We start from the raw sequence: 16644 nt of genomic DNA on the forward strand, positions 1-16644 counted from the left end.
GCAAAGCAATGCGGCCGCATATTCAAATGGCCGCAAAGCGAGGCATTTGCGCCAAGCGGGAAACCCGCCCCCCTGTTTCCGGGAGAATTACCTCGGGAACAGGGGGTTTCTTTGCATCTATGCGATGTTTCGCTCGTCGAAATCTTCCATCTCGAGTTCCTCGAGGCTGACGTTGAGTTCCTCCTCGATTTCGCGGAGCATGCGGTCTTCCTCCTCCCTGCGCCGCTGCTCCTCAAGCTCAATCCGGGCTTCCTTTGCGCGCTTCGCCTCGATGATCTCGGGATAGCGCGGATGGTCCTCCAACCGCCGCGCGGGATCCATCACTCCGCGTTGGCCACGCAGAAACACCCACCACATCCCCGCAGGCGTTTCCAGCAAGGTGCTGGCGGTTTTGTTCGCACGGCAGGAAAAGTAAGCGGCGGTGCGCTCGTCTTGAAAGCCGAGGACAAGCTGGCTGTCGCAGTTGCCTACGATGGAGTTGGCGGTGGCCTCGCCGTAGCGCGCCTCAAGCTGGCTTATCGTTTGGCACACCACCGTGCAACTGATTTCGCGGCTGCGGATAACCGAGAGCACGTCGTCGATGTGGGGTAGGCGCAGGTTCGCAAAGTCATCGAGCACGAAGCGGACCGGCACCGGGAGCCGGTGATCAGGGTAATCGCGATCAGCCGAGCGGCACAGGGAGGAAAACGCCTGCTGGATGAAGAGACTCGTAAGCTTGTCGAGGCTTCGGTCCATGTCGTCGATGGTGACGAACAGCGCGCGCTTTTCGCGCCCGAAGCTGCGGAAATCGATCTGCCGAGGATTGCTGTACGACCTGATGACACCTTCGAACCCGAACGGCACAAGGTCGGCTGCGAGGATTCCCAAGATGCTCGCATGCATCTTCTCCGCACCGCACGTGGCCTTCGCGCGGTTGTACAGCGAGGGCGCGTAAGCTTCGGGGTCTTCTTTTTGCAGGTCAGTGAAGAGCGGGTCGACCGCCCGAGCGACGGCAAGCTCGAACATGCGGATTACCGACGACATGTTCTGCGCCTCGTCGGGCAGGGCCTCGAGCACGTAGGCGATATAAGCCGTAAGGTAGTTCGCCGCAGCAAGCGGCCAAAAGGAGTCGCTCGCATGCTCGTCAACAGGACAGATGGCCGAAGCGATGGAGATGATGTCCTGCTGCATCGGTCGGCCCTCGCACCAGCGAATGTGGTCGAGCGGGTTGTATCCGATGGTGCCGTCCATGGCGTTGAAGTCGATGCAGTCGACGATGTAGCCGTTTTCCTCGAGGTAAGGGCCCATCTCGTGATAGAGGGAGCCTTTGCAATCGAGCACAATGTAGGACCCTTGGCATTGCAACAGGTTCGGCTTGACATGATTGCGCGTTTTCCCACCGCCCGACGACCCGAGCACGAGAACGTTGTTGTTCAGCCCGCTTCGCCATGTATCGCAGCTGACGGATCGGTTGGCGGAAAGCAAGGTTTCTCCCTGGTAGGCTCTTCGCTGCGGGTTGAAGGCGGGCTCGCTTTCGGTTTTTGAGGCCGCGAAAGCTTGCGCAAGCTGATTGCTCGCGGCGTCTTTGGCGATGGTTTTGAATTCGGTGGCTTTCATAAGCAGCTCCTAAAGTTGGAAGTCGGCGATAGATGGGGGATTGGCGGACGAGAGAAACGGACGGGCGAAGGCGGCGAGGGGGACGGCCGGGTGGCATCAAGCTTAAGCCCGCTTATTGCCCGAGCAGGCTTGAAGCCCCCACACTGCGCCGCTATAGCGTGTTTATCACGCGATCGGCGAGGTGCGCCGCCACCGCATCTTCCGCCTCGAAGTAGGTGTCTCGGGCGGTTATCTCGAAGACCTGCTCGAGGTCCATTCCCGAATGCTGGGCAATGACCTGCGCCGTTATATCGCGAATGCGCATCAAGTCGTCGGCGCGCGCCTTCACTGAAAGGGCGCTGCCGCCCACGCCTCCCGAAATGAGCGGATCGTGGACCATCACGCGGCTGTGCGGCAGCATGTCGCGCGTGTCGCCGGCGATGAACAGCAGAGCTGCCATGCTCGCCGCAAGCCCCAAACACACGGTGCGGATGGGGCAGCTCGCGGCCTGCATCACGTCGTAAAGCGCCAAACCCGAGCTCACCTCGCCGCCGGGGCTGTTAATGAAAAGCGTGATGGGTGCCGCTGCGTCGACCTTCTGCAGATAGAGGATTCCGCGGATGATGACCGCCACCGATTCAGAATCAACAGGGCCTGAAAGCTCAAGTTCGCGGGAGGCGAGCATCGCGTCGCGGATGTCGAAACGCTGGATGCCAAGATTGGTTTCCTCGATGATTTGGGGAGGGTAGACCGAAGTGCTCATGCCGTGCCTTTCTTCGAATGGCGCCAAGCGCCGGAGAGTAGTTGAATGCAGGGCTATGCAAGGCTCGACGCCAAACGAGCGCTCACCGTCACGCGGATTGCGTGGCGGGAAAGAATGCGCACGAAAGCTCAGCGATGCCGCTCCTGCTCAACATTTCCTCATCTTCAGTTGTTGCGGTATTGCGAACGGTCATGTAACACGCCGCAGCTTGTAAAGCCGCTCGAAGCAAAGGCAGCCGTTGCCGCCCCCATGCCGTGTATGATGGGAAATCCTGTGACACACTTCGAGAAGCAAGGGCAGCCGGCGCCGCCCCCAGAACTCCCTATAAAAAAGACGGACCAGCCGTCAACGGGTGCTTCCAGAGTATAGACGAAGAAGCATCGAATTGGCAAGCATTAATTGAAACGCTTGTTCGAATAATATTCTCATCAGGCACTTTCGCCCCGACGTGGTGCGCGGATAGCGCCAACCATGGCGCGAGGAAATGCGAGCGCACACCGCACCCTCGCGCCGTCCGGACTGCTAGTTGTCCTGCGTCATGCGGCGATAGCGGTCGAATCGACGCAGCGCATCCTCTTTGCCCCGCTCGAAGAGTCGCTCTGCCTCCTCGGGAAAGGTCTTGGTGAGCGAGGCGTAGCGGTTCTCGCCCGCAACGAACTCTAAGTAGTCCATGGTGGGCGCTTTGGAGTCCAGAGTCATCGGGCGCTCCTTGCGCGGGTCGTAGCGGTACAGCGCCCAGTAGCCGCTTTCCACCGCGCGCTTCATCTCGCCCTGGACGTCGTGCATCCCGCACTTCAGACCATGCGAGGTGCAGGGCGCGTAAGCGATGATAACGGAAGGGCCGTCGTATTCCTCGGCCTCCTTGAGCGCCTTGACCAGTTGGTTGTAGTTGGCTCCCATCGCCACCTGGGCGACATAAACGTTACCGTAGCTCATAAGGATTGCGCCCAAATCCTTCTTGCCCGTCTTCTTGCCGCTCGCCGCGAACTGAGCGACTGCGCCCGCGGGCGTGGCCTTCGAGCTCTGGCCGCCGGTGTTGGAATAGACCTCGGTGTCGACCACCAGGACATTTACGTTAGCGCCGCTCGCAACCACGTGGTCGAGCCCGCCGAAGCCGATATCGTAGGCCCAACCGTCGCCGCCGAACATCCAAAACGTCTTCTTGGCCAGTTGATCTTTGAACTTGAGGACCCCCTCGCACACCTTCTTGGCGCTGTTGGTGAGCGAGTCCATCGAAGCTTCGATTGCCGCCACGAGCGTATCGGAGGCCGCACGCGAGGCGTCGAAATCGTCAAAAGCGGCAAGATAGCACTCGCACGCATCCTTGACCTGCCCCATGACGGCGGGGTCGAGCGAGTCTCCTTTGCCCTCCTTCAGGTTCTCCAGGCCGCATGCGAGCACCTGCACGAGCTTCTCGACGCGCGACTTCTCGGCCGCGCGCTGCTGAGTCGAACCCAAGTAGAGACCTAACGAAAGTTCGGCGTTGTTCTCGAAAAGGCTGTTGGTCCATGCCGGACCGAAGCCGCGCTTGTTTGTGGTATAGGGGATGCCGGGGAAGGGCGCGCCCCACGCCTGCGAGCAACCCGTGGCGTTTGCCCAGTACACGCGGTCGCCGAACAGCTGGGTGAGGAGCTTGGCGTAGGGCGTCTCGCCGCATCCTGCACATGCTGCCGAGAACTCGAGGAGGGGCTGTTTGAACTGCGAGCCCTTGACCGAGTAGGGGTCGAACACGCTGCCCTTCTCGGCAAGCCCCAAGCCGTATTCCCACAACGTGCGGCTCTCGGCGGTGAACTTGGCAGGTTCCATGGAAAGCGCGTCTGACGGGCACACGTCAGCGCAACTGCCGCAACTCGTGCAGTCGAGGTGGCTCACCTGGAGGGTGTATCGCATGCCCTCAGGCAGGTTCTTGCCGCCCTTGAGCGTGACGGTCTCGAACCCGGCGGGGGCAGCTGCGGCTTCCTCCTCGCTCACCAGGTAGGGGCGGATCGCAGCATGGGGGCACACGAAGGCGCAGCGGTTGCACTGGATGCAGGCGTCGGCCCTCCACATGGGCGTCGTGACGGCGATGCCGCGCTTCTCGAAAGCGGTGAGACCCATGTCGATGACGCCGTCCTCGTAGCCCGCAAACGCGCTCACGGGAAGCTCATCGCCTTTCTGGGCGTTCACGGGGCGCAGGATGTTCGCGACCACAGCTGGCAGTCCCTCATCGCCATCAAGCTCGTCGAGCTCGGCGTTTGCCCAGCTTGCAGGGACAGCAACCTCCACACACCTCTGGGCGCCCTCCTCGATGGCGGCCACGTTGCTCGCCACCACGGCGTCGCCCTTGCGCGCATAGGACTTCCGTGCCGCGTCCTTCATATAGTCGAGGGCCTCCTCGACCGGCATGAGCCCTGAAATCTTGAAGAACGCCGCCTGCAGCACCGTGTTGATATGGCTGCCCAGACCCACGCGGTGAGCGATCTCGACCGCGTCGACGGTGAACAGACGGATGCCGTTGCTCGCGATGTAGCGTTTCATCGCTCCGGGCAGGTTGGTATCGAGCTCCTCGGCCGTCCAGCCCGTGTTCAAAAGGAACGTGCCGCCCGGCTTCACCTCCCGCACCATGTCGTACTGGCGCACATAGCTCTGATTGTGGCAAGCGACGAAGTCGGCGCGCTTCACATAATACGTGCTGCGGATGGGCTTTTTCGACAGGCGCAGGTGCGACTTGGTCACGCCGAAGGACTTCTTGGAGTCGTACTCGAAATACGCCTGCGCGAACAGGTCGGCGCAGTCGCCCAAGATGCGGATGGTGTTGTGGTTGGCGCCCACCGTGCCGTCGCCGCCTAAGCCCCAGAACTTGCAGCTGTAAGTGTCGACGTCCTTGAAGTCATCGAGCGGTTGCACGGGAAGCGACAGGTTGGTCACGTCATCGTTGATGCCGATGGTGAAGCCGCGCTTCGGTTCGGATGATGCAAGGTTCCTAAATACCGCGACGATTTGGGCAGTGTCGGTGTCCTTAGAGGAAAGCCCGTAGCGCCCGCCAATGACCGTCACCTTGCCCGCGTGCTCGCTGTTCGCGATAACGCTCGAGACGTCCAGGTAGAGCGGCTCGCCGGCTGAACCCATGCACTTGCAGCGGTCGAGCACCGCGATGCGCTCCACGCTTTCGGGCAAGGCGCCTAGGAAGTGCTTCGCCGAGAAGGGACGGTAGAGGTGCACCTGCAAGAAACCGTAGCGCGTGTTTTCGCCTGTAGCCTGGGCCTTCGCATTTAAATAGTCGCATGCCTCCTGCGCGGTGCCCGAGACGCTGCCCATCGCGACCACGACGTCGGTCGCATCAGGCGCGCCGTAGTAGTCGAACACGTGGTGCTCGCGGCCTGTCACGCCGGCAACCTGCGCCATGACGCCCTCGACCACGTCGGCCAGCTCGTCGTAGGCGGTGTTGTTCGCCTCGCGCACCTGGAAGTACACGTCGCCGTTCTGCACGGTGGCACGCAGCATAGGGTGCTCGGGGTTGAGAGCGCGCGCCCTGAAGCGCTCGAGCGCCTCGGTGTCCATGAGCGCGGTGAGCTCCTTGGTGTCGGGCATGTCGATGCGCGAGAGCTCGTGCGAGGTACGGAAACCGTCGAAGAAGTGCATGAACGGGACGCTGCCCTTCACGGCGGCGAGGTGCGCGACGGCCGCCATGTCGGCTGCTTCCTGAACGCTTCCCGAGCTGAGCTGCGCAAAGCCGGTGTCGCGGCATGCCATGACATCGGAGTGGTCACCGAAGATGCTCATGGCGTGCGTGCCCACCGTGCGGCTCGCCACGTGCAAGACGCCCGGCAGGCGCTCGCCGGCGATGCGGTAGAGCACGGGAACCATGAGCATGAGTCCCTGGCTCGAGGTGAAGCTCGTGCCCAGGCCTCCTGCCTGCAGCACGCCGTGGATGGCCCCGATGGCGCCCGCCTCGGACTGCATCTCGGTCAGCTGCACGCGCTGGCCGAACATGTTCAGGCGGCCCTGGGCGCTCCAGCGGTCGGTATGCTCGGCCATGGGCGAAGACGGCGTGATGGGGTAGATCGCCGCCACCTCGGTGAAGTCGTAGGCGACATGGGCCGCAGCCTCGTTGCCGTCAACGGTTACGTAGTTGCTCATCTTAAAGTCCCTCTCCCCGGCAATGGTGCCAAACGCAAGCGGGGGCGCGCATAACGGCCCCCGCAAAACGGTCGTTCTCGATACAGGTTACTTCTTCGTGAGGTCCTGAAGCCCCAGTTCCTGAACGGCGGCTTCCCTCATCTTGTACTTGAGGATCTTGCCCGCCGCGTTCATGGGGAAGGAGTCCACGAACCTGATGTAGCGAGGCACCTTATGGCGCGCGATGTTGCTCATCATGAACTCGCGGATCTCGTCTTCGGTCATGGACTCGCCCTCCATGAGGATGATGCAGGCCATGGCCTCCTCGCCGTACTTCTTGTCGGGCACGCCCACGACCTGGCAGTCGCTCACCTTGGGGTGCGTGATAACGAAGTCCTCGATTTCCTTGGGATAGATGTTCTCGCCGCCGCGGATGATCATGTCCTTCAGGCGGCCGGTGGCCACGAAGCAGCCGCGATCGTCGCGCATGAGCAGGTCGCCGGAATGCAGCCAGCCGTCCTCGTCCACCGTCTTGAAGGTGGCGTCGGGCATCTTGTAGTAGCCCTTCATGATGTTGTAGCCGCGCGAGCAGAATTCCCCAACCTCGCCGTTGGGCAGCTCTTCGCCGGTCTCAGGATCGATAATCTTGCACTGGACGTGCGGGAACGCGTAACCGACGGTCTCCGTACGCAGGTCGAGCGGGTCGGTCCAGGCGCTCATCGTGGAACCCGGGGCCGATTCGGTCTGACCGTAGACCGACACGATGCCGGTCATGTTCATCTCGTCGGGCTGAGCGGCGCGCTTCATGAGCTCGGGCGGGCAGCCGGCTCCGGCCATGATGCCCGTGCGCATGTGGCTGAAGTCGGTCTTCTTGTAGTCCTCGTGGTTGAACATCGCGATGAACATCGTGGGAACGCCGTTGAAGGCGGTGATCTTCTCCTGCGTGATGCAGTGCAGCGACGCCTTGGCGCTGAAGTAGGGCATCGGGCACAAGGTCGCGCCGTGCGTCATGGACGAGGTCATCGACAGGGTCATGCCGAAGCAGTGGAACATGGGCACGTGGATCATGAAGCGGTCTGCGGTGGACAGGCCCATGCGGTCGCCGATGCACTTGCCGTCGTTCACGACGTTGCGGTGCGTGAGCATAACGCCCTTGGGGAATCCTGTGGTGCCGGAGGTGTACTGCATGTTACAGACGTCGTCGGGACGAACATCGGCGGCCATGCGCTGGATTTTCTCCAACGGCACGAGCTCGGAGCGCTCCATGGCCTCATCGAAGGTGAGGCAGCCGGGCATCTTGAAGCCGACGGTCACGACGTTGCGCAGGAAGGGAAGCTTCTTGCAGTGCAGCTGCTCGCCGGGCTTGGCCTCGGCGATCTCGGGGCACAGCTCATTGATGATCTGGCGGTAGTTGGAATCCAGGGCGCTCTCGACCATGACGAGCGTGTGCGTGTCGGACTGACGCAGCAGGTACTCGGCCTCGTGGATCTTGTAGGCGGTGTTCACCGTGACGAGCACGGCGCCGATCTTGGTGGCCGCCCAGAAGGTGATGTACCAAGCAGGCACGTTGGTGGCCCAGATGGCGACCTTGCTGCCAGCCTTCACGCCCATGGAGACAAGCGCGCGGGCGAACTTGTCGACGTCGTCTCGGAACTCCTCGTAGGTGCGCGTGTAGTCGAGCGTCGTGTACTTAAAACAGTACTGATCGGGGAAGCATTCGACCATCTTGTCGAGCACTTGCGGGAAGGTCAAGTCGATGAGCTCGTCTTTCTTCCACACGTACTCGCCCGTGCCGTCGTGGTTGAGGTAGAGCGTGCGGCGCTTGCCGCGGGTGTCCTCGAAGCGCTCCATGTAGTTCACGAAGTGCGGGAAGATGACCTCCATGTCGGTGAGGTCGGGCATCCACGCGGGATCCCACTCCAGCGACACGTAGCCGTCGTAGTCGATGGAAGACAGCGCGCGCACTACCTCGTCGATAGGCAGCGTTCCCTCGCCGACCAGGTTGAAGCTGCCGTCGTCGTCGGAATCGCGCATGTGCACGTGCTTGATGTAGGCACCTAAGTTCTTGACCGTCTGTGCGGGGGTCTCGCCGCCTGTGCGGTAGACGTTGTGGACATCCCACAAGGTTCCCAAATAGTCGCTGGCGTAGCGGTCCATGATGCCCGCCATGCGCGTGGTGCTGGAGAAGATGCCGCTCGACTCGATCAGCAAGACGACGTCGCTGGCTTCCGCATAGGGCACAAGCTCCGCCAGTGCGGCATGGATAGCGTCCTCATCATCGTTTTGCGCCACGACGACGACCCGCTCGACACCGGCGGCGGCAGCGAGGTCGATAAGGTCTTTGGCGGCCTGGACCTGCTCCTTGCCCGCCGAGATGTCGACGGAGGAATCGAGCGCGGGGATGCACAGCCCCTTGTCGCGCAGCGCGCGGGCGGTTGCCTGGGTGCTGTAGCGCTCAAGCGGGCCGCCCTTGCCGGTGAAGACGGCGTTGATGATGGGGTTGTGAATCTCGATGCCGGAAAAATCCATCTCGAGCGCGGTGCTCACGAGCTCGTCCCAAGAGTGGTCGGCCCAACCGCGGGTGGAAAAGGAAAGCTTCATTAGTTCTGCTCCTCGTAAGCGATCTTGTTGAGCGCGTTGATGTAGGCGCGGATGCTGGACTCTACGATGTCGGTGGAGATGCCGCGACCGGAATAGACCTTGCCGTCAGCGATGAGCTTCACGATGGACTCGCCCATGGCCTCGCGGCCCTCGGTGACCGCCTGAATGCGGAAGTCATCGAGCTCGTAGTGCTTGCCCACGACCGACTCGATGGACTTAAAGGAGGAGTCGATGGGGCCATCGCCGAGGGAAACCGCCTCGATGACCTCGCCGTCCTTGCGCAGGGAGATGTGGGAGGTCGCCTTGAAGCTCAAACCGGCGTTGATGACATAGCCCTCGAGGATATAGGTGGGAGGTACCTGCAGGGCAGCGGATGCCACGATGGCGTCGAGCTCGGTCGCGCCCACGCGCTCCTTATTAGCAGCGATCTTCTTGAAAGCCTCGAACACCGCAGCGGCGTCCTCGTCGGAGAGGCTATAGCCCAGACGCTCGACATACTGCATGACGGTGTCCTGGTCGTCGCCGGCGGTGAGCACGACCCCCTCGACCGCTTCGGAAACCGAGCCGGTGAACTGGGCCGCTTTGGAGCGGTCCTCGCAGCACAGGCGTGCGACCTGGTTCATGGCGCGCTTGAGCTCGGTCACGCGGACGTGGCACTGGGCGTCCAGTGTGTCGGACTTCGCGGCGAGGATCCTTGCCACGTTGTCGAGCGCGACAACGCCCATTGGGTAGGACGTCGCCTTGACCAGGGAAGCGCCTGCCATGACGCCGGCAACGGCGCAGGCGTCCGCCATGTTGAGGTTATTGCAGCACGAAATACCCAGATCGATTCCGGCAAGTTGGGGAGCAGCCTTGAAGAGGTCGCCGATGAACTGGGCGAACTCCTCAGGCAGCATGGAGCCCGCGGCGTCGCACACGGTCACCGTCTTGGCGCCGGCGCGGGTGACGGCCTCGATAACCTTCGCCAGATAGGCAACGTCAGTGCGGGTGGCGTCGATGGCGACGAACTCGACGTCGTCGGTGAGCTTGGCGCACTTGGCAACGGCACGGGCGGCGTCGTCGATGAGCGCGTCTGCCTTCTTGCACTGGATGTATTCCATGGTGGAAGGACTCACTGCAGCCTCGACCTGCAGGCGGACGCGCTGCGCGCCCTTCGCGGCGCTCCAAACCGCCTCGATACTCTCATCGTCCATCTTCACCGGAACGGCGAGCGTGCTGTTCTTCACCAGGGAGGCGATCGACTTGATTCGCAGGCTGTCCACCTTTGAGGACTCGATACCCTCGACCTCGATGGCGGCGACGCCGATACGGTCGAGTATCTTCACGATTTCAAGCTTTTCCTTGAAGGATAGGGAAAGCGCCTTCGAGGCAGCTGCTTCCCTCATCGTGATGTCACTGACGCGTATGTCTCTCATGTACGACTCCTGACTTATACCAATCGTTCCCTAGGAAGTGCCTGCGGCAATCCCAACCGAAGCGCTCGCGGCCACTCAAACACCTACCTTAGCGCTAAAGTTTGCATTCTCGCACCTCATGCGCAAGCAAGCGATAAAAACTGCCAATTTTAGCGGTAAACGCCGATTCGCTTCTGCGTTTCTGCAGAACTCGACCTCAACCTCATCCTGCTCGAAAAGGACGCGCTCGCAGTTTGCGCCGTCACACGCCGAGTCGAATCGCTGCTACGATATCCTTGAGCAGCTCAGGAGGTTCACGTAAAGGCGAGGAAGTTAAGCGGCATTTCGCAAGGCGAGAAGCTCAGGGGGGGAGCTCTTCAAGGTAAGGAGGCAAGATGAAAAAGCTCATGACTGAAGAAAGCGAGGGGGTAACCGATGATGCTTGAAACCGAGAGATTGCTCTTGCGCCCTTGGAGGGAATCCGATGCCGAAGATCTCTACCGCTATGCCAGCGACCCAGAGGTTGGTCCTATCGCGGGGTGGCCCGTTCATACGAGCGTCGAGAACAGCCGAGAGATCATCCGCGATGTCTTTTCCGCCGAGGAGACGTACGCGGTGTGTCTAAAAGAGGACAGGCGGGCCATCGGAAGCATCGGCCTCATTCCGCCTGAGCAGACCCAGGTCGCCGCGCCGCCTACGGAGATGGAGATAGGTTTTTGGATCGGCGTCCCGTTCTGGGGCCGCGGCTGCATCCCGGAGGCAGTTCGCGAAATTCAACGGCATGCTTTCGAGGACCTTGGCTGCACGGCACTTTGGTGCGGCTACTACGACGGCAACGGGAAGTCAAAGCGCGTCCAGGAGAAGTGCGGGTTCACCTTCCATCATACCGAGGAAGGCGTCGATTGCCCGCTGGTCGGCGATGTGCGCACCGAACACTTCACGTATCTGAGTCGGGAGAAATGGAGTCTCCTATAGGTTCTTAACGTTCTTCAGGGGCATCGGGGTGCTCGCGCCACGGCTTGGCCAGTAGGTCTTCTAATGTCCCTCTTTTGAGACATGGGGTTGCCGAGCTCGTTGGTATTATTTTGCATGTAAAGACCAGCCTAGCTGGGGTCGACCAACGGAAGGAGCCGACATGGGATTCATGGACAACGTCATGGGCAGCTTTAACGACGAGGCTGGGAAAATCAACACCGGAACAGGCCAATATCGCGTTATGCAGGTCGTCCTGAGGGAGAAGTTCGTCGGTAAGGGATCGAAGAACTTCGCCGAAATCGAGGAGCTTTGCAACCAGCAGTACGCCGAAGGCTACCGCCTTCACACGTTCGCGCAGTCGACGGCGGGATCCACCGGCATCGGCGGCGGCGATCGAACCGTGTGCAACCTCGTGTTCGAGCGCATGAACTAGCACAGGCGCGCAGGGAAGCTTCGCGTCCCGCACACACAACAGCTTGCGCCCCTGAGCGTTCTCGCACGCTCGGGGGCGCATCTTGTTTGCAGCTCGAACCGTCGCGGCGCGTGGACTTGCAAGCGCAGGCATGATATAGTTCGCCCATGTCGTTAGGCGAAAAGGAGCGTCGAGGCAGTGCATTTCCCCTGCATAGCAACAGGAAAGGCCCAAACGCCTGCCTCCGTGACCCTCTATTCCCATGGAAAAAGGGGGGAATCGCGCCATCTTCGCGCGGGCCTTCGAGCGACACGATATATTTCACTTGGCGATAAGCGCGCAGGGCGAAAAGCTCTGTGCGCTTTTGCGTTTTAGAAGACGAGAGCGGTTACGCGAAAGGAAAGCACATGGACAGGGAACTTCTGAGCGTTGCAGGTGGAACCAAGCCAGCCGACGTGGTCATCACGGGCGGTCGCATCGTCAACGTCTACACGGGCGAGATCTACGACGGCGGCGTAGCGATTAGCAACCAAACCATCGCGGCGGTCGGCGACGTCGACTACTGCATCGGCGAGGGCACGCGCACGATCGACGCCGAGGGCGCCTTCATCACCCCGGGCTTCATCGACGGGCATATCCATCCGGAAAGCTCCGACCTGGCCATCCGTCCCTTCGCGGAAGCTGTGCTCAAGCATGGCACCACCTCCATCATGACCGACTTTCACGAAGTCGGCGTAGTGTCTGGTCTTCCCGGCATCGAGGCCGTGCTTGAAGAAAACGAGATCACCGACCTCAATCTGTACTTCGTCGTGCCGTCGCACGTGCCCTTCTCGCCTGCGCTCGAGACGAGCGGCGGTAAGTTCAACCCCGAAATCATCCGCGAAGCGCTGAAGCGACCCGACGCTGTGGGAATCTCCGAATGTGTCGGTCCCTACGTTCTCGCCGAGCTGCCTGACCTGCTCGAATCGCTCGACGACGTCGCCTCGATGAAGGGCATGACCGCGCAGGGGCACCTCGTCGAGATGAAGGGCAAGGACCTCAACAAATGCGTCGCCGCCGGCATCTCCACCTGCCACGAGGGGCTTTCCGCCGACGACATCATGGACCGCGCACGCGCGGGTGTCCACGCGATGCTGCGCGAGTCCTCCGCCGCTCGCACCCTCTCCGACCAGCTGAAATGCATCGTCGGCAAGGACATCGACACCTCCATGATGAGCATCGTCACCGATGACCTGCATTGCTGCGACTTGGCCTCGACGGGGCATCTAGACCATCACCTGAAGCTCGCCCTCGAAGCCGGCGTGCCGTTCGCGAAGGCCATCCAGATGGTCACTATCAACGCCGCACGCGCCTTCGAGCTCACCGATATCGGGGCGCTCGCACCTGGAAAGCGCGCCGACGTGAACATCGTCTCGGGCGACACCGCCGAGGACTTCCAGGTCGTAAGCGTCTTCTCGCGCGGCAAGCAAGTCGTCGACCACGGCGAGCTGCTCGTCCACTACGAGCCCGCCACTCATGACCCCTGCCTGCTCAACACCACGAAGCTCTTGAACCCCATCACGCCCGACAGCTTCAAGATCGCTGCCCCCGAAGGCGCCAAGCGCGTGAAAGTGACCTGCATGGACACGCTCCCGTGGATCCCCGTCACGCAGCCGCGCGAGGTTGAGCTTGAGTGCAAGGACGGCTACGTGGCCTGCGACGTTTCCCAAGACGTCCTCTACATCGCACAGGTCGAGCGCTACGGCATAAACGGCAACGTCGGCCGCGCGTTCATGGGCGGATTCCACATGACGAGCGGCGCCATCGCCTCCTCGGTCGGGCATGACAACCACAACGTGATTGTCATGGGCACGAACTTCGAGGACATGGCAGTCGCTGTGAACCACATAATCGAGATCGGCGGCGGGCAGTGCCTGGTTGACGGCGGGGAAGTCATCGAGTGCGTGGAATACCCCATCTGCGGCCTGCTCTCCGATCTCTCTTGCGAGGAGCTCGCCGCGCGGAAGAGCGCCCTCAACGCCGCCTGCGCCGAGCGCGGCTGCATCATCTCCATCCCGTTCATGTTCCTCTCCTTCATCTGCCTCGCGGCGCTGCCCGCGTACGCCATCACCGACCACGGCTTCATCAACGTGATGACGCTGCAGATCGAAGACCCCATCAAGGGCGTCGTGGAATAGGACGCGCGATGGAAAAAGCAACGCAACCGAGGGCGTTTTACGGGTCGTTTTTCCATACGCCCGAATACGGCAGCTTCGAGTACCTGGAGCGCGCCCTCATAGAAGTAGGGGAAGACGGCGCGATCGAACGCGTCATCGCACATGACGACCCCAACCAAGCCGCGGCGCTTGCGAAGGTCCGCGAGGCTGGCACGCTCTACGAGCTGGGGGAGGGTAGATTCGGGCTGCCAGGCTTCGTGGACATCCACATCCACTCGCCCCAGTGGCCGCAGGCGGCGCTCGCGCTCGACGAGCCGCTCTACCGGTGGCTCGATGAGCGCACCTTCCCTCTGGAATCGAAGTTCGCGGACGTTGATTTCGCGAAGAAAGTGTACTCCGACCTTGTCGATCAGCTTCTTGCGCGAGGTTCGACCACGGCGGTGTACCTCGGCAGCGCCCACCTGGAGGCAACGGTGGCGCTTGCCGAAATCTGCGCCGAGCGAGGCCAGCGCACACTCGTGGGCAAGACGGTGATGGACGACCCTAAAGCGAACCCGGATTACTATCGCGATGCCTCGCCCGAGCAGGCGGTGCGCGACACCGAAACCCTCATCCGCGAGGTGGAGGCCATCGGGCGGAAAAGCCGCGCGGGCGCCTGGCCTGTCATCACGCCGCGCTTCATCCCCAGCTGCACCGACGAGGTGCTGCGCGGCTTAGGCAATCTGGCCGAAAGCACAGGTGCCTACGTGCAGACGCACTGCAACGAAGGCCAATGGGAACACGACGTCGTGCTCGAGCGCTTCGGCAAGACCGACCCGTACGCCCTGCGCGATTTCGGCCTGCTGCGCGAGCACTCCATCATGGCGCACTGCCCCTACCTCACCGAGGAGGAGGGCGAGATGTTCGCCGAGCTGGGCGTCGCCGTCGCCCATTGCCCGACGGCAAACTCGTACTTCTCGAGCGCCGTGGCCCCCGTACAGCGCTTCCGCTCGCAGGGGATCCACGTGGGGCTCGGCACCGACATATCGGGCGGCTACAGCCCGAGCATGTACGAGAACATCCGCCAGGCGGTCCTCGTGTCGCGCCTGCTCGAGACGGGTGTGAACGCGCAGCTCCCGCCCGAGGAGCGCGGCGGGCTCGGCGAGGGCACGCGGCTGTCCCTCGTGGAGTCGTTCTGGCTGGCCACCGCAGGCGGCGCCGAGGCGCTCGGCTTGCCGCTTGCGACCTTCGAGCCGGGGCGCGCCTTCGACCTGCAGGTCATCGACGTGAAGCGGCCCGATAGCGACCTTACGGGCTTCGGCGTGTTCGACGAGCCGATCGATCGGCTTGCCCGCATCCTCTACCTGTCCACGCCCGACAACGTACGCCAAGTGTTCTCGCAGGGCGTCCTCGTGTGCGACAAGGACGCGAGGTAGGGCGCACGTCCCGGCCTTTTGCGCACGGCCTGTGGTATCATAAATCGAACTGACTGCATACACGCCGCCGCGAGTTTCGCGGCGGCGCTTTTGAGTGAGAAAGAAGCTTCCATGTCGCTTTCCATCGGAATCGTCGGCCTGCCGAACGTCGGCAAGTCCACGCTGTTCACCGCGCTCACGAACAAGGGCGGGCTTGCCGCGAACTATCCCTTCGCCACCATCGAGCCCAACGTGGGCATCGTCCCCGTGCCCGACGCGCGCCTCGACGCGCTTGCGGCGATCGACCATCCGGCCAAGATCGTTCCCGCGACGGTAGAGTTCGTCGACATCGCAGGCCTGGTAGAGGGCGCGAGCAAGGGTGAGGGCCTGGGCAACCAGTTCCTCGCGAACATCCGCGAGACCGACGCGATCTGCGAGGTTGTGCGTTTCTTCAGCGACCCCGACGTCGTACACGTGAACGGCAAGGTCAACCCGACCTCCGACGTGGAGACGATCAAGACCGAGCTCATCCTGGCCGACATCGGCACGCTCGACAAGGCCATCCCGCGCCTGGAGAAAGAGGCCAAACGCGACAAAGCAGGCGCGAAGAAGCTCGAGGTCGCCAAGAAGGTGCTCGAGGGCTTGAACGAGGGCCATCGCGCCCGCACGCTCGGCTTGGACGAGGACGAGCAGGCGGCAATCTACGACCTGCATCTGCTCACCATGAAGCCGATCCTCTACATCGCGAACGTCGACGAGGACGCGCTCGACGTCGATTTGGCCGAAATTGACGGGTGCGCGCCGGTGCCCATCTCGGCGAAGGTGGAAGCCGACTTGGCCGAGCTCGATCCCGAGGAAGCGAAGGAATACCTCGAGGCCATGGGGCTTTCCGAGTCGGGCTTGGCACGCCTGGTCCGCGAGGCGTACAAGCTGCTCGGACTGCAGAGCTATTTCACGAGCGGCGAGACCGAGACGCGCGCATGGACCATCCCCATCGGGGCTAAGGCCCCGCAGGCGGCGGGCGTCATCCACTCGGATTTCGAGCGCGGCTTCATCAAGGCGGAGACCGCTAGCTTTACCGACTACGTGGACCTCGGCGGAGAGGTGGGGTGCCGCAACGCCGGCAAGCTTCGCCAGGAAGGCAAGGAATACGTGGTGCAAGACGGCGACGTCATGCACTTCAAGTTCAACGTGTAACGAGAAAGGGGCGCGAGAGCGCCCCTGTTTTTTGCTAGCCGATCGCCTGTGCCCATCGGTAGGGAAGCGCGCGACACGC

The 16644-nt window shown here is 62.1% G+C and carries 10 protein-coding genes; 5 read left to right on the forward strand and 5 right to left on the reverse strand.

Features of this window, described 5'->3' with window-relative positions:
• Positions 1-117: 117 nt before the first annotated feature.
• The 5 genes from F8C90_RS03340 to F8C90_RS03360 all read right to left on the reverse strand — a co-directional run bounded on the left by F8C90_RS03340 (position 118) and on the right by F8C90_RS03360 (position 10452).
• A complete protein-coding gene (locus tag F8C90_RS03340) occupies positions 118-1596 on the reverse strand; it encodes a VirD4-like conjugal transfer protein, CD1115 family (RefSeq protein WP_158049036.1) in 1479 nt (492 codons plus the stop codon).
• A 151-nt stretch (positions 1597-1747) separates the two neighbouring features.
• A complete protein-coding gene (locus F8C90_RS03345; protein ID WP_158049037.1) occupies positions 1748-2338 on the reverse strand; it encodes a ClpP family protease in 591 nt (196 codons plus the stop codon).
• Positions 2339-2860: 522 nt separating this feature from the next.
• Positions 2861-6457 carry a pyruvate:ferredoxin (flavodoxin) oxidoreductase gene (gene nifJ / locus F8C90_RS03350; protein ID WP_158049038.1) on the reverse strand — a complete coding sequence of 1199 codons (3597 nt, stop codon included), beginning with the start codon at positions 6455-6457 and terminating at the stop codon, positions 2861-2863.
• A gap of 87 nt (positions 6458-6544) precedes the next feature.
• On the reverse strand, positions 6545-9037 hold the full coding sequence (locus tag F8C90_RS03355) for an AMP-binding protein (RefSeq protein ID WP_158049039.1): 2493 nt from the start codon (positions 9035-9037) through the stop codon (positions 6545-6547).
• Positions 9037-10452, reverse strand: coding sequence for an alpha-isopropylmalate synthase regulatory domain-containing protein (locus tag F8C90_RS03360; protein ID WP_158049040.1), 1416 nt, complete (start codon positions 10450-10452; stop codon positions 9037-9039). Before F8C90_RS03360 ends, F8C90_RS03355 begins: the two co-directional genes overlap by 1 nt.
• 414 nt (positions 10453-10866) lie before the next feature.
• Here F8C90_RS03360 and F8C90_RS03365 point away from each other — a divergent pair, with 414 nt between their 5' ends.
• From F8C90_RS03365 to ychF, 5 genes are all read left to right on the forward strand, one after another.
• Positions 10867-11406, forward strand: a complete 540-nt coding sequence (locus F8C90_RS03365) for a GNAT family N-acetyltransferase (protein ID WP_158049041.1) — start codon at positions 10867-10869, stop codon at positions 11404-11406.
• A gap of 160 nt (positions 11407-11566) precedes the next feature.
• The gene (locus F8C90_RS03370; RefSeq protein WP_170264523.1) at positions 11567-11839 is read left to right on the forward strand and encodes a DUF4177 domain-containing protein; all 273 of its coding nucleotides are present in this window, start codon (positions 11567-11569) and stop codon (positions 11837-11839) included.
• Between the two features lie 386 nt (positions 11840-12225).
• A complete protein-coding gene (locus F8C90_RS03375) occupies positions 12226-13995 on the forward strand; it encodes an adenine deaminase (RefSeq protein WP_158049042.1) in 1770 nt (589 codons plus the stop codon).
• An 8-nt stretch (positions 13996-14003) separates the two neighbouring features.
• Positions 14004-15389, forward strand: a complete 1386-nt coding sequence (gene guaD, locus F8C90_RS03380; RefSeq protein ID WP_158049043.1) for a guanine deaminase — start codon at positions 14004-14006, stop codon at positions 15387-15389.
• Positions 15390-15500: 111 nt separating this feature from the next.
• Positions 15501-16565 carry a redox-regulated ATPase YchF gene (ychF, locus tag F8C90_RS03385; protein WP_158049044.1) on the forward strand — a complete coding sequence of 355 codons (1065 nt, stop codon included), beginning with the start codon at positions 15501-15503 and terminating at the stop codon, positions 16563-16565.
• Positions 16566-16644: the final 79 nt, after the last annotated feature.

The sequence above is a fragment of the Ellagibacter isourolithinifaciens genome (assembly GCF_008831035.1).
Classification (GTDB): Bacteria; Actinomycetota; Coriobacteriia; order Coriobacteriales; family Eggerthellaceae; genus Ellagibacter; species Ellagibacter isourolithinifaciens.

Bases quoted from the DNA above. Each gene is read 5' to 3' on its own strand.
- F8C90_RS03340 (WP_158049036.1), bottom strand. From the start codon at position 1,596: ATGAAAGCCACCGAATTCAAAACCATCGCCAAAGACGCCGCGAGCAAT.
- F8C90_RS03345 (WP_158049037.1), bottom strand. From the start codon at position 2,338: ATGAGCACTTCGGTCTACCCTCCCCAAATCATCGAGGAAACCAATCTT.
- nifJ (WP_158049038.1), bottom strand. From the start codon at position 6,457: ATGAGCAACTACGTAACCGTTGACGGCAACGAGGCTGCGGCCCATGTC.
- F8C90_RS03355 (WP_158049039.1), bottom strand. From the start codon at position 9,037: ATGAAGCTTTCCTTTTCCACCCGCGGTTGGGCCGACCACTCTTGGGAC.
- F8C90_RS03360 (WP_158049040.1), bottom strand. From the start codon at position 10,452: ATGAGAGACATACGCGTCAGTGACATCACGATGAGGGAAGCAGCTGCC.
- F8C90_RS03365 (WP_158049041.1), top strand. From the start codon at position 10,867: ATGATGCTTGAAACCGAGAGATTGCTCTTGCGCCCTTGGAGGGAATCC.
- F8C90_RS03370 (WP_170264523.1), top strand. From the start codon at position 11,567: ATGGGATTCATGGACAACGTCATGGGCAGCTTTAACGACGAGGCTGGG.
- F8C90_RS03375 (WP_158049042.1), top strand. From the start codon at position 12,226: ATGGACAGGGAACTTCTGAGCGTTGCAGGTGGAACCAAGCCAGCCGAC.
- guaD (WP_158049043.1), top strand. From the start codon at position 14,004: ATGGAAAAAGCAACGCAACCGAGGGCGTTTTACGGGTCGTTTTTCCAT.
- ychF (WP_158049044.1), top strand. From the start codon at position 15,501: ATGTCGCTTTCCATCGGAATCGTCGGCCTGCCGAACGTCGGCAAGTCC.